General features: G+C 67.8%; 12 protein-coding genes and 1 pseudogene. 2 read left to right on the plus strand and 11 right to left on the minus strand.

All coding sequences use genetic code 11. The features are described from left to right. The 9 genes and pseudogenes from Q1V87_RS11235 to Q1V87_RS11275 form a co-directional block, all read right to left on the minus strand. A pseudogene (locus tag Q1V87_RS11235) lies at nucleotides 1-563 on the minus strand (alpha/beta fold hydrolase); the annotation flags it as partial. Beyond that, nucleotides 560-1,732: a DNA polymerase III subunit delta' gene (locus tag Q1V87_RS11240; protein ID WP_300592739.1), complete on the minus strand. Its 1,173-nt coding sequence runs from the start codon at nucleotides 1,730-1,732 to the stop codon at nucleotides 560-562. The pseudogene Q1V87_RS11235 and the gene Q1V87_RS11240, both read right to left, overlap by 4 nt. Before the next feature lie 61 nt (nucleotides 1,733-1,793). Then, nucleotides 1,794-2,423, minus strand: a complete 630-nt coding sequence (tmk, locus tag Q1V87_RS11245) for a dTMP kinase (RefSeq protein WP_300592742.1) — start codon at nucleotides 2,421-2,423, stop codon at nucleotides 1,794-1,796. After that, a complete protein-coding gene (topA, locus tag Q1V87_RS11250; RefSeq protein ID WP_300592745.1) occupies nucleotides 2,420-5,152 on the minus strand; it encodes a type I DNA topoisomerase in 2,733 nt (910 codons plus the stop codon). The genes tmk and topA overlap by 4 nt, the downstream gene beginning before the upstream one ends. Nucleotides 5,153-5,215: 63 nt before the next feature. After that, complete coding sequence (locus Q1V87_RS11255) at nucleotides 5,216-5,533, minus strand: helicase (protein WP_300592748.1); 318 nt, start codon at nucleotides 5,531-5,533, stop codon at nucleotides 5,216-5,218. Further along, a complete protein-coding gene (locus Q1V87_RS11260) occupies nucleotides 5,533-5,865 on the minus strand; it encodes a TadE family type IV pilus minor pilin (protein WP_292710232.1) in 333 nt (110 codons plus the stop codon). The genes Q1V87_RS11255 and Q1V87_RS11260 overlap by 1 nt, the downstream gene beginning before the upstream one ends. Then, a complete protein-coding gene (locus Q1V87_RS11265; protein ID WP_292710230.1) occupies nucleotides 5,862-6,059 on the minus strand; it encodes a DUF4244 domain-containing protein in 198 nt (65 codons plus the stop codon). Before Q1V87_RS11265 ends, Q1V87_RS11260 begins: the two co-directional genes overlap by 4 nt. 45 nt (nucleotides 6,060-6,104) lie before the next feature. Continuing rightward, nucleotides 6,105-7,055 (minus strand): type II secretion system F family protein, encoded by a 951-nt coding sequence (locus tag Q1V87_RS11270; protein WP_300592752.1) that lies wholly within the window; start codon nucleotides 7,053-7,055, stop codon nucleotides 6,105-6,107. Continuing rightward, nucleotides 7,052-8,080 (minus strand): TadA family conjugal transfer-associated ATPase, encoded by a 1,029-nt coding sequence (locus Q1V87_RS11275; protein WP_300592755.1) that lies wholly within the window; start codon nucleotides 8,078-8,080, stop codon nucleotides 7,052-7,054. The genes Q1V87_RS11270 and Q1V87_RS11275 overlap by 4 nt, the downstream gene beginning before the upstream one ends. A 387-nt stretch (nucleotides 8,081-8,467) precedes the next feature. Between Q1V87_RS11275 and acs the strand changes: the two genes are divergently transcribed. Then, nucleotides 8,468-10,432 carry an acetate--CoA ligase gene (gene acs / locus Q1V87_RS11280; RefSeq protein WP_300592757.1) on the plus strand — a complete coding sequence of 655 codons (1,965 nt, stop codon included), beginning with the start codon at nucleotides 8,468-8,470 and terminating at the stop codon, nucleotides 10,430-10,432. A gap of 116 nt (nucleotides 10,433-10,548) precedes the next feature. On the opposite strand, the gene Q1V87_RS11285 is transcribed toward acs, so the two are convergent. Together Q1V87_RS11285 and Q1V87_RS11290 are read right to left on the minus strand one after the other, a co-directional pair. Then, nucleotides 10,549-11,016 carry a RidA family protein gene (locus tag Q1V87_RS11285; protein WP_300592760.1) on the minus strand — a complete coding sequence of 156 codons (468 nt, stop codon included), beginning with the start codon at nucleotides 11,014-11,016 and terminating at the stop codon, nucleotides 10,549-10,551. Between the two features lie 4 nt (nucleotides 11,017-11,020). Continuing rightward, complete coding sequence (locus Q1V87_RS11290; protein WP_228178003.1) at nucleotides 11,021-11,233, minus strand: DUF4177 domain-containing protein; 213 nt, start codon at nucleotides 11,231-11,233, stop codon at nucleotides 11,021-11,023. Between the two features lie 119 nt (nucleotides 11,234-11,352). On the opposite strand from Q1V87_RS11290, the gene Q1V87_RS11295 reads away from it, so the two are divergent. Next, nucleotides 11,353-12,039: biosynthetic peptidoglycan transglycosylase (locus Q1V87_RS11295; protein WP_300592763.1), on the plus strand; the 687-nt coding region annotated here is incomplete at its 3' end.

Here is a 12,039-nt window from a genome sequence, read left to right on the forward strand (position 1 = left end):
TTCTGCTTCTCGACGACGAACGCGTCCCATTCCGCAGAGCGGCGCTGCCCGGGCGGGATGTCGAAGACGAACGAGTCCATGCCGGCGGCATCCAGACAGGTGACGGCGGTGGATTCACCGACTCCGCGAGGATCGAAACCGATGACGTCGTAGTTTTCCTGCAGAGCCTGTCCGACGGCATAATCCAGGGAGTCGCGCACGAGATCTACGCCGCTGGCTCCCGGCCCGCCGGGATTGGTCAGGAGCGACCCGAGCGGATCGCTGTCGGTTGCCGCGTGACGGATGACGGAGAGATCGATCGTCCCCGCCTCCGGATCGCTCCAGTCGAGGGGGGCCGTGACTGTGGTGCAGTCGAAGTCGCCACCGCAGTCGGTCCAGTCGAGCGTCTGCTGATAGAAGGGCAGCAGGTCCGGGGCGACCCCGTCGGTGATCGGCATCGGGGAACGGTGCGGGGCGGAGCTCTGATCCGGCATCGGGATGAGGTAGCACCCGGCGAGCGCGACAGCTGCCGCCACCGTCGTGGCGCTCGCGGTCAGGATGCGTCGTGCGAGGCGTGCGGTCATGGTGTCCTTCCCGACGAGACGGTGATGAGCAGGCTCTCGAGCGCGAGGGTCGGCGCGACGTTCTGTTCGAGGTTCCGGCGCGTGCGGGCGATCTCGTCGAGCACGACGAGCGTCCGCTGCGGTGACCACGCCCCCGCGAGGCCGCGGAGGTCGGTGTCCATCTCCCGGTTGATCAGGATGCTCTCCCCTGCCGCCTCGATTCTGCCGAACTGGATCATCAGAACGTCCCGGTACAGGGACTGCAGATCCGTGAGGACACGATCGATCCCGTCACGCAGGCTCCTGGTCGCGCGGCGCTTCTGATCCTCTTCGAGAGCGTTGATCTGCGCTCGGACGGCGGGGGGAACAGCGGCGCCTTCTGCGATCCCGAGGGTGCGCTTCAGACTCTCGCGCTCCGCCTCGTCTCGCTCGACGGTGAGTGCCTTGGCGTCGTCGGTGGCTGCCTGGACGATGCGACCTGCGACATCGACGGCATCGCCGACGCTGCGAACACCGAGCGCGGCACGCAGCGTCAGATCGCGACGCGCGCGAGCCTCGGCATCCGTGGCGAGCCGCTGCGCCATCCCAATGTGCCGTTGCGCGTGCCGGGCGGACTGCTCGGCGGTGACCGGATCCACTCCCGTGCGCTGCGCGATGAGCGCAGCCACATCGGCGACATCGGGCTCGCGCAGGCGCACCACCCGCACCCGGGAACGGATGGTGGGAAGAAGGTCCGCGTCGCTGGGTGCACACAGCACCCACACGGTGCGCTCAGGGGGCTCTTCGAGCGCCTTGAGCAGAACATTGGAGGTGCGCTCGGCCATGCGGTCGGCATCTTCGACGATGATCACCCGGTACCGGCCGAGCGAGGGGGCGAAATACGCGCGCTCGACGAGCTGGCGGGCTTGGTCGATGCGGATGATCACCTGCTCGGTGCGCAGGACCGTCACATCGGGGTGCGTCCGCGCGATCACCTGACGCATCGTCGCCTCGTCGCCGGGGTCGGCAATGAGTGCTGCCGCGAACGCCGCAGCGAGCGTCGAGCGGCCTGAGCCCGGTGGCCCGGTGATGAGCCAGGCGTGGGCGAGCGCGTCGGGGTCGGATGCCGCGGCCTGGAACTGCGCGACAGCCTCAGGCTGACCCCACACGGCGCCCCAGGGCACAACCTGTTCGGGGGGCGCTGCCTGCATGCAGACCAGCGTAGCCGCGGCATCCGACGATGTGCCGTGAGCCGTCTCGGAACGGCCCGCGTTACAGCGCGAGCAGAGCCGTCACTCTCGCACGGACTGCCTCGGCGATCTCATCTGCCGGCAGCGACGCATCCAGCACGAGGAAGCGCTCGGGCTCGGCGGCAGCCAGCACAAGATACTCGGCGCGCACGCGGGTGTGAAACTCGTCGCGCTCGGCCTCGAGCCGGTCAAAGGGCTTGTCTGCGGCGTCGAGCCGCGCGCGCGCTGTCGAGGGATCGAGGTCCAGCAGCACGGTGAGGTGCGGAAGCAGCCCCTCCGTCGCCCAGAGCGACAGGTCGCGGATCTCGTCACGACCGAGCACCCGTCCCGCCCCCTGGTAGGCAACCGACGAGTCGAGGTAGCGGTCCTGGATGACGACCTCGCCCCGCTCCAGAGCCGGGCGCACAACCGTGGCGATGTGGTGCGCCCGGTCGGCGGCGTAGAGCAGCGCTTCGGCCCGCGGCGACACCTCGCCTCGGTGGTGTAGGACGATGTCGCGGATGAGGACACCGACCTCGGTCCCGCCGGGTTCGCGCGTGCGCACCACGGTGCGCCCCTCAGACTCGAGCCAGTCGCGCAGCAGGCTGGCCTGCGTCGTCTTGCCCGACCCGTCACCGCCCTCAAGGGTGATGAACAGTCCCGGTGCTGTCACTTCTTGGCCGTCGTCTTGCGGGTGGTCGTAGCGCGCTTGGTCGTGCGCTTGGGCGCCGGACCCTTCGCCCGCTTGTCGGCGAGCAACTGCACGGCGCGTTCGAACGTCACGTCGTCGACCTGTTCACCGCGCGGAATCGTCGCGTTGGTCTCACCGTCGGTGACGTACGGGCCGAACCTGCCATCGCGCAGACGGATGGGCTTGCCGCTGGTCGGGTCGGCGTCGAACTCCTTGAGCGCACTCGACGCGCGGCGGGCACCGTACTTCGGCTGGGCGTACATCTCGAGCGCTTGATCGAGCGTGATGTCGAAGATCTGTGCTTCGCTCTCGAGCGAGCGGGAGTCGGTTCCCTTCTTCAGGTAGGGACCGAACCGACCGTTTTGCGCCGTGATCTGCTCGCCCGAGGCGGGGTCCTCTCCCACGACGCGCGGCAGATCGAGCAGACGCAGCGCCGTCTCGAGGTCAATCGTGTCGACCGACATCGACCGGAACAGCGATGCCGTGCGGTTCTTGGGTGCAGCACTCTTCGCGGTGGACTTCTTGCCCTTCGCAGCGGGTGCCGGCTCGGCCGGTGCCGTCTCGAGAACTTCACCGGTCTCCGGGTCGACGACCGCCGCGGCCTCGGGCTCGGTCTCTTCGATGTAGGGGCCGAAGCGACCATCCTTGACGACGACGAGCTTGCCGTTGGCGGGGTTTTCACCGAGCACACGATTGCCCGCAACCGGCGCATCGATGAGCTCCTGCGCTTTCTCGGGTGTGAGCTCGTCGGGCGCGAGGTCGTCGGGAACGTTGACGCGGCGCGGGTCGGCATCCGGGTTCGCAGGGTCGATGACCTCGAGGTACGGTCCGTACTTGCCGACACGCAGGGTCACGGTGTCGCTGATCGGGCGCGCATTGAGTTCGCGCGCATCGATGTCGCCGAGGTTGTCGACGATATTGCGAAGCCCCACGTGGGCATCCGAGCCGTAGTAGAACTCCTTGAGCCACTCGATGCGCTTCTGCTCGCCCCGCGCGATGGCGTCGAGGTCGTCTTCGAGCGCGGCAGTGAAGTCGTAGTCGACGAGCTCAGAGAAGTGCTCTTCGAGCAGCCGCACGACGCTGAACGCGACCCAACTGGGGACGAGGGCCTGCCCCCGCTTGGTGACATACCCGCGGTCGAGGATGACGTCGATGATGCTCGCGAAGGTCGACGGGCGTCCGATGCCCTTCTCTTCGAGGGCCTTCACGAGGCTCGCCTCGGTGTAGCGGGGCTTCGGGCTCGTCGAGTGACCCTTCGGCTCGACATCCGTGAGACTGAGCACATCGCCGACGGCAAGCGCCGGCAGCGACTGGTCGTCGGCACGGTCGGCGTCGGCCCGCTTCTCGTCACGGCCCTCTTCGTAGGCCTCGAGGAAACCCTTGAAGGTGTAGACGGTGCCGGAAGCCGTGAACTCGGCCTTCTTGCCGTCGGCCTCGAGCGCGAGAGTCACCGTGGTGGTCTCGTACTTGGCGTCCGACATCTGGCTGGCGATCGTGCGCTTCCAGATGAGGTCGTACATGCGCTCTTCGTCACGGTCGAGCTGACCGGTGACCTCGCTGGGCCGCCGGAAAAACTCACCCGACGGACGGATTGCCTCGTGCGCCTCCTGCGCGTTCTTGGAGTTGTTCCGGTAGGCGCGGGGGTTCAGCGGCACGGCCTTGTCGCCGTAGAGCTCGATCGCCTGCGCGCGCGCGGCGGTGACCGCCTGCGTCGACAGGGCGGTCGAGTCGGTGCGCATATAGGTGATGTAGCCCTTCTCGTAGAGACGCTGCGCGACGCTCATCGCGTGCTTCGCGCTCATCGAGAGCTTGCGACCGGCCTCCTGCTGCAGCGTGGAGGTCGTGAAGGGCGGCTTCGGGCTGCGGGTACCAGGCTTTGCATCGAGCGCGGTGACGGATGCCTCGGCCGCGGTCTCGACGGCAGCGGCGAGCGCTCGCGCGGCTGCTTCGTCGAGGACGACGACCGCCTTCTTCAGCTGGCCCTTGTCATCGAAGTCGGTTCCGCGAGCAAGGGACGCCCCGTCGATGCGCGCAAGGCGCGTCGTGAACGAGGAGCCGCTCTTGCCGGCGAGAGCCTCGACATCCCAGTAGTCGGCGGCGACGAACGCCATGCGCTCGCGCTCGCGGTCGACGACCATGCGGGTGGCAGCGGACTGCACACGGCCGGCAGAGAGCGCGGCCCCTTCGCGGCCAGACCCGACCTTGCGCCACAGCACCGGCGAGACATCCCACCCGTAGAGGCGATCGAGTACACGCCGCGTCTCCTGCGCATCGACCAGGGCGAGATCGAGGTCCCGGGTCTTGTCGACGGCGGCGCGGATGGCGTCCTTGGTGATCTCGTGGAAGACCATGCGCTTGACGGGAACCTTCGGCTTGAGCACCTCGAGCAGGTGCCACGCGATGGCTTCGCCCTCGCGGTCTTCATCGGTTGCGAGCAGGACCTCGTCGGCATCCTTGAGGGCACGCTTGAGCTCGGCGACGGTCTTGGTCTTGCGATCACTGATGACGTAATAGGGGTCGAAGTCGTTGTCGACGTCGATCGAATACTTCCCGTAGGCCTGCTTCTTCTCGGCAGGAATGTCCTTCTTGCTCGCGAGGTCGCGGATATGTCCCACCGAGCTGAGCACCTCGTACCCGTCACCCAGGTATCCCTGGATCGACTTCATCTTCGTCGGGGACTCGACGATGACGAGCTTCTTGCCTGTGGCCAACGAAAGCTTCCTTTCTTCGATGCACACCATACACACACGGCGACACAGCGAAGGCTGAGAGCGCTACGGCGGCGGGCCCGCCCGAGCTGTTGCGGTGACCTCGAACGCGCCGAAAGGGACCGAGACCGACACGGTCGCGATGAGCTCGGCGAGGTCACACGCGTACGCCCGCGCCCCCATCGCCGAGGCGACCTCGGCTGCACGGTCGCAGGGTACGCCGAGGACCGCGCCGGATGCCGCATCCGCTGCCGCGAGGGCAGCCGCATCAGCCGCGCCCGCCACGCGTTGGGCGACGACGGATGCCGCGCCCACCCCCGCAGCCGCCACGATCACCGCAGCACCGATCGCCGCAATGCCCGCCGAAGCAACGGTGCCCGCCATCACCAGCCATCCGCGAGGGCGCAGCCGCGCGCACTGACCGGAATCCCGGAAACCGTGCGTGCCGCGGTCACACACACGAGGTCTCCCTCGTCGCTGATCTCGACCGTCGCGCCGGGGACGGCATCCTGCACGAGCGCACTCACGCGCGCGCCGCTCTCGCCGCGGGAGGCGAGTCTGGCAGCGTCGGCGACGGCATCCTGCAGCAGGATCTGTCGCCCGGCCGCCCCGAGCATTCCGACGGCAAGAAGCACGACAACCGCGACAGCCGTCATCGCGATCGCGAACTCGGCGGCGACCGACCCGCGATCACCGCCGAGCCCGTCGCGGATCATTCGACGCTGAGCGCGCGGCGCACCAGGTCGGTGAGGATGCCGCGCACCTCGTCCGAGCGCATGATCACGACCAGCAGGCCGGCGAAGGCGACCGCCGCCATCGTGGCAATCGCGTACTCCGCAGTGGCAGCGCCGGTCTCGTCCAGAAACAGCTCGCGCGCAGTACGCGAGGTCAAACGGGGCAGCGGGGACATGGGTTCTCCAATCGGTTGAGGCGGTGGGCACGGGGGTGGGCACGGTCAGGGAAGCGGAAGAGAAACGGAGGGCAGGATGCTGAGGAACATCGGTGCGACGCCCAGGCACAGGAAGGCCGGGAGCGTGCAGATGCCGAGCGGCAGGAGCAGCTTGGTCGACAGGCGCGCTGCCCGCAGGCGCCCGTCGACCCGCGCACGGTGACGGTCCAGCGCGGCAGCCGAGCGCAGCAACTCGACCGCCGGTACTCCCGCCGCCTCGGAAAGGAGGAGTGTGTCCCGGACCGCCACCGAGTCGTCGGCATCCTCGCCACGTGCGGCGTCAACGAGCGTTCTGGCCCGCGACACGGATACGCCGCCGCTGAGCGCTATCGCGGTGAGGTCGGCATCCATTCCCGGCATCACGGCATCGCGGTGAGCGGCGAGCGCCATCCGAGACGTCCAGCGTCGTCCCGCGATGAGCAGGCCGGTGCCGACAGCGGCACATGCCCATCCTGCCGGCTCACGCAGCAGGGTCCCGAGAGGATCGAATCCGAGGGCAAAGGCGAGACCGATACCGACAGCCGGAAGCCAGCCGAGCAGCCGCGCCGTCGACGTCGGCTCGGCGAGCGCGACACGGATCTCATCGGCTGACTCCGCGGCATCCCGCAGCACATCAGCGAAGGAGCGCAGCGCCGGCGCCAGCGGCGCCCCAACCGTCGTGGCGATGGACCAGGCAGCAGCCACCTCTCGCCACATCCGTCGCTCGCGCGCCTGGACCGACTCTCCCACTGCATCGGCCCGCGTGAGGCGGAGTCTGCGGCGTCGCTCCGGCGCGAGATCGACGGCCAACCCAGCGATCGCGCTGTCGAGCCGGGTACCACCGGCAGCCGCATGCACGACGCGCGATGCCTGCTCATCCCCTTGCCGGGCCAGATGATCCCACGCACGGGCCGGAGTGACCCCAGCCTCGAGGAGCACCGCGATGCGGAGCACTGTCTCGGCTACCCGGGTCGTCATAACTCCTCCTCTATATGGAGACGACCGTCCGGACCGAGCGTGGGGTGACCGAGCGCGCCAATGCGGCGTCTGCCGTCGCGATCACGGCTGACGTGGATGACGACCCCGATCGCACTGGTGACCTGCCGTGCGAGCGCGTGGTCGGTGAGGCCTGCGAGGGCTCCGAGGGCCTCGAGCCTCGCGGGCACATCGGCGAGGCTGTTGGCGTGCACCGTGCCGGCACCACCATCGTGACCGGTATTGAGCGCCGACAGCAGCTCGCGGATCTCCTCGCCGCGGCACTCCCCTACGACGAGTCGGTCCGGTCTCATCCGGAGCGCTTCGCGCACGAGGCGAGCGAGGCTGATCCCGCCGGCCCCCTCAAGGTTCGGTTGTCGCGCTTCGAGGCGTACGTGGTGAGGATGCTCGAGACGCAACTCGGCGACATCCTCGATCGTGAGGATGCGTTCGTCGCGCCCGGCCTCAGACAGAAGAGCTGACAGCAGTGTCGTCTTTCCCGCCCCCGCAGCTCCCGTGACCAGCACGTTCTCTCGGGCGCTCACGATCTCGCGCAGCCGGTCACCGACCTCGGCATCGAACATGCCCCGCTGCCCGAGCTCGGCCAGCGTGACCGATTCCAGGCGTGGAACGCGAATCGACACGAGCGTCCCGCTGACCGAGACCGGAGGAAGGACGGCGTGCACCCGCACACCGCCATCAAGCCTCACGTCAACGCAGGGGTGCGATTCGTCGATGTGCCGACCACCCGCCGCGATCAGGGACACCGCCAGATCCCGCGCGTCGGTATCGGCAAGTTCGATGCCTGCCGCGCGACGCGGCCCCTGCCCTCGGTCGACGAACACTGCCGGCCCGTTCACGAAGACGTCAGTGGTCTCGGGGTCCTCCAGGTGGGGACGCAGCAGATCCAGTGACGGATGACGCAGCCACTCGGCTCCGCGCAGAGTCTCGCCCACCCGCACTCGGGGCGCACCGCCTCCTGCGCGCCCGGTGACGGACGGCGGAAGCGGTACGAAGAGGTCAGGCATGCCTCGACGGTAGGCATCCGGTTCCTCGCAGCCGACGCGCCAGCGCGAGAGCGCGGGTAAACGCGTAGACGAGGCGAGCTGGGGAGGAACACTGCCGGCGCGGCAAGAATGCCCCGACACAAAAGAGGGCGGCATCCCATCGGGGGAGAGGGATGCCGCCGTGCGGCACCGTTATCGGGGGTGGTCGGTGCCGCGATGCCAGAATCAGATGTTCGGCCGCGCACAAGCATACGCAACGGACGGGGGTCGTCACAATCCGTTGTGGAGAATCGACCACCCCCACTTCCGGAGGTAGTGTGCCCGGTGCGGTGCTGATTAGCCTTTTCGCTAGCTCTCGAGACGAGACGAATCACGAGAACCCCTCCAGCCCGCGAAGGAGCGAGCCGAATGAGCAGTCAGATCGACCACCTGCTGAACGAGACCCGACGATTTGCGCCGTCCGCCGCGTTCGCCGAGAACGCGATCGGTGGCGCCGAGCTGTACCAGCGCGCCGCTGACGATCGCGAGGGGTTCTGGGCAGAGCAGGCGCGCGAGCTGCACTGGCACACGCCGTTCACTGAGGTGCTCGACTGGTCGAATCCTCCGTTCGCGACCTGGTTCGCGGATGGCAAGCTCAACGTCGCCTACAACTGCCTCGACCGGCATGTCGAAGCCGGCAACGGTGATCGGGTAGCGCTGCTGTGGGAGGGCGAGCCCGGCGACACGCGCCGCGTCACCTACGCCGAGTTGACCGACGAGGTCAAGCGCCTCGCCAACGTCCTCGAGGGACTCGGGGTCAGCGCGGGCGACCGGGTAGCGATCTACATGCCGATGATTCCCGAGTCGGTAGCCGCCATGCTCGCCGTCGCGCGAATCGGCGCCGTCCACTCAGTCGTGTTCGGCGGTTTCTCAGCCGACAGCCTGCGGGCGCGCATCGACGACGCCGGCGCCAAGGTCGTCATTACCGCCGACGGCGGCTACCGCAAGGGCAAGGTGTCGGCGCTCAAGCCAGCCGTCGACGCCGCCCTCAGTGACCGCGGAGCGGGGGAGCAAGAGACCGTCGAGCACGTGCTGGTCGTTCGCCGCGGCGAGAACCCGGTCGAATGGACCGAGGGCAGGGACATCTGGTGGCACAACGCCGTGCCTGCGGCATCCGCCGACCACGAGGCAAGGCCCTTCCCGTCCGAGAACCCCCTCTTCATCCTCTACACCTCCGGCACCACCGGGAAGCCGAAGGGGATCCTCCACACCTCGGGCGGCTACCTGACGCAGACCGCCTTCACGAACCGCGTCGTCCACGACCTGCACCCCGAGACCGATGTGTATTGGTGCACCGCCGACATCGGGTGGATCACCGGCCACAGCTACGTCACGTACGGTCCGCTCGCCAACGGCGCGACGCAGGTCCTGTATGAGGGAACACCCGACAGCCCGCATCCGGCTCGGTGGTGGGAGCTTGTCGAGAAGTACGGCGTGACGATCCTCTACACCGCACCCACGGCGATCCGTTCGTTCATGAAGATCGGACGCACCGCGGTGCAGAAGTTCGATCTGTCCAGCATCCGTCTGCTCGGCTCGGTGGGTGAGCCGATCAACCCCGAGGCGTGGATGTGGTACCGCGAGGTCATCGGTGGCGATGCCGCACCAATCGTCGACACGTGGTGGCAGACCGAGACTGGCGCGATCATGATCTCGGCGCTGCCCGGCGTCACCGAGGCGAAGCCCGGAAGCGCGCAGGTTCCGCTGCCAGGAATCGGTGTGGATGTCGTCGATGAGTCCGGCGAGCACGTCGGCAACGGAAACGGCGGGCTGCTGGTGCTCACCGAACCGTGGCCCAGCATGCTGCGCGGCATCTGGGGCGACCCGGAGCGGTTCGTCGAAACCTACTGGGAGAAGTTCCGCGATCAGGGCTACTACTTCGCAGGCGACGGCGCGCGCCTCGACGAGGACGGCGACGTATGGCTGCTCGGCCGCGTGGATGACGTCATGAACGTCTCGGGTCACCGGCTGTCGACGGCAGAGATCGAGTCGGCCCTCGTCGCGCACGAGGCCACGGCTGAGGCGGCAGTGGTCGGGGCATCCGATGAGACCACCGGTCAGGCGGTCGTCGCGTTCGTCATCCTGAAAGAGAGCTTCCTCAAGACGCACTCCCCGGAGGGTCTTGCGGCGCAGCTGCGCAGCTGGGTTGCCGAACAGATCGGCCCGATCGCCCGCCCCCGCGACATCTACATCGTCGGCGAGCTACCCAAGACCCGGTCGGGCAAGATCATGCGTCGCCTGCTGCGGGATGTCGCCGAGGGCCGCGAGGTCGGCGACACCACGACCCTCGCAGACACTGCTGTCATGTCGGTGATCTCGGCGCAGGTGCGCTGAGCCCGGCATCCGGGCTGAGTCTCGGCATCCGCGAGGTAGGAGAAATCCGCTAGGTAGGACGTTTCAGACGCGAAAGGTCCTACCCTGCGGAGAACTCCTGCGCTCGAGCGCGAGGCTCAGGCGAGGGTGAAGATGACCTCGACCTCGACGGGGCTGTCCAGCGGCAGCACCGGAACGCCGACCGCTGAGCGCGCGTGGCGGCCGGCGTCGCCGAAGACCTCACCGAGCAGTTCGCTCGCGCCGTTGATGACACCGGGCTGTCCGGTGAACTCGGGAACGGATGCCACGAAGCCGGTCACCTTGAGCACGCCGGTGAGCTTGTCCACGCCGCCCGCTGCAGCGGCTGCGGCAGCGATCGCGTTGAGCGCGGACTGTCGAGCGTAGGATGCGGCATCCGACGCCGGAACGAGCCCGTGGCCGTCGCCGACCTTGCCAGTGGCCGGCAGCGCACCCGAGACGAAGGGGAGCTGACCGGCGGTGTAGACGAGGTCGCCGTGGACCTTCGCGGGGATGTACGCGGCTACGGGTGGGGCGATCTGGGGAAGATCGATGCCGAGCTCTGCAAGGCGGGTGGATACGCTCATCGGGTCACTCTCCGAACTGCTGGGCGGCAACAGCTGCCGCATCGAGGCCGGCGTTGGCTGCTCCCCCGCCGGTAGGACGCTTGAAGTATCCGACGAGGCCACCCTCGGGACCGGGCACGACCTGCACGAGTTCCCACCCCTGCTTACCCCAGTTGTTGAGGATCGCGGCGGTGTTGTGGATCAGCAGCGGCGTGGTCATGTACTCCCACGTGATCATCGGGGCTCCCGGGTGGTCGGTGACGGCGAGGGAACGGATGCCTCCCTGCGGCCTCGGGCTTGCGGGCGCGCGCAAGGCTGTCGAGCCTTCGCACAGGAAGCTCCCTTAGCATCAAGCCTATGCCTGAAACGAAAAGAACGGCTGGCGGTGTGCTCGGCGGCCTCCTCGGAGTGGTCGGCCTCAGCGCCGTCGCCGGAGTCCTCGTTGCCGCCACCGTGACGCCGGCGATCGCTATTTCTGGCGCCGCTGCATCCAGCGCGATCACGCTTTTCGACAATCTTCCCAGCGCGCTCGAGATCGACGAGTTGATGCTGCCGACGACCTTCTACTGGATGAACTACGACACGGGCGAGTACGAGGTCATGACGCAGTTCTATGACCAGAACCGCGATCCGGTGACCTTCGATGAGGTCGCGCCTGTCATGTATGACGCGATCCTCTCGAGCGAAGACAAGAACTTCTACTCGCACGGCGGTGTCGATCTCGTCGGAACCGCTCGCGCCGTCATCTCCGGCGGCGAGCAGGGCGGTGGGTCATCCATCAGCCAGCAGTACGTGAAGAACATCCTCATCCAGAAGTGCGAGGCCGAGGTCGGCACCGGCGACAACGCCGACATGACGCAGGACGAGAAGGATGCCGCCAAGAAGGCAAGTTTCGACGATGCGACCGTCGCGAGCGGCGTCGAGGGCTACCAGCGCAAGCTGCAGGAGATGCGCTACGCGATCGCTCTGGAGCAGAAGTACTCCAAGGATGAGATCCTGCTCGGCTACCTCAACATCGCGAACTTCGGCGGCCAGAACTACGGA

The sequence above is a fragment of the Microbacterium sp. genome (assembly GCF_030149085.1).
Classification (GTDB): Bacteria; Actinomycetota; Actinomycetes; order Actinomycetales; family Microbacteriaceae; genus Microbacterium.

What these genes read in the sequence shown, in the direction of transcription:
- Q1V87_RS11240 (WP_300592739.1), bottom strand. Translation starts at nt 1,732, where the DNA reads ATGCAGGCAGCGCCCCCCGAACAGGTTGTGCCCTGGGGCGCCGTGTGG.
- Q1V87_RS11255 (WP_300592748.1), bottom strand. Translation starts at nt 5,533, where the DNA reads ATGGCGGGCACCGTTGCTTCGGCGGGCATTGCGGCGATCGGTGCTGCG.
- Q1V87_RS11260 (WP_292710232.1), bottom strand. Translation starts at nt 5,865, where the DNA reads ATGATCCGCGACGGGCTCGGCGGTGATCGCGGGTCGGTCGCCGCCGAG.
- Q1V87_RS11265 (WP_292710230.1), bottom strand. Translation starts at nt 6,059, where the DNA reads ATGTCCCCGCTGCCCCGTTTGACCTCGCGTACTGCGCGCGAGCTGTTT.
- Q1V87_RS11270 (WP_300592752.1), bottom strand. Translation starts at nt 7,055, where the DNA reads ATGACGACCCGGGTAGCCGAGACAGTGCTCCGCATCGCGGTGCTCCTC.
- Q1V87_RS11275 (WP_300592755.1), bottom strand. Translation starts at nt 8,080, where the DNA reads ATGCCTGACCTCTTCGTACCGCTTCCGCCGTCCGTCACCGGGCGCGCA.
- acs (WP_300592757.1), top strand. Translation starts at nt 8,468, where the DNA reads ATGAGCAGTCAGATCGACCACCTGCTGAACGAGACCCGACGATTTGCG.
- Q1V87_RS11285 (WP_300592760.1), bottom strand. Translation starts at nt 11,016, where the DNA reads ATGAGCGTATCCACCCGCCTTGCAGAGCTCGGCATCGATCTTCCCCAG.
- Q1V87_RS11290 (WP_228178003.1), bottom strand. Translation starts at nt 11,233, where the DNA reads ATGATCACGTGGGAGTACATGACCACGCCGCTGCTGATCCACAACACC.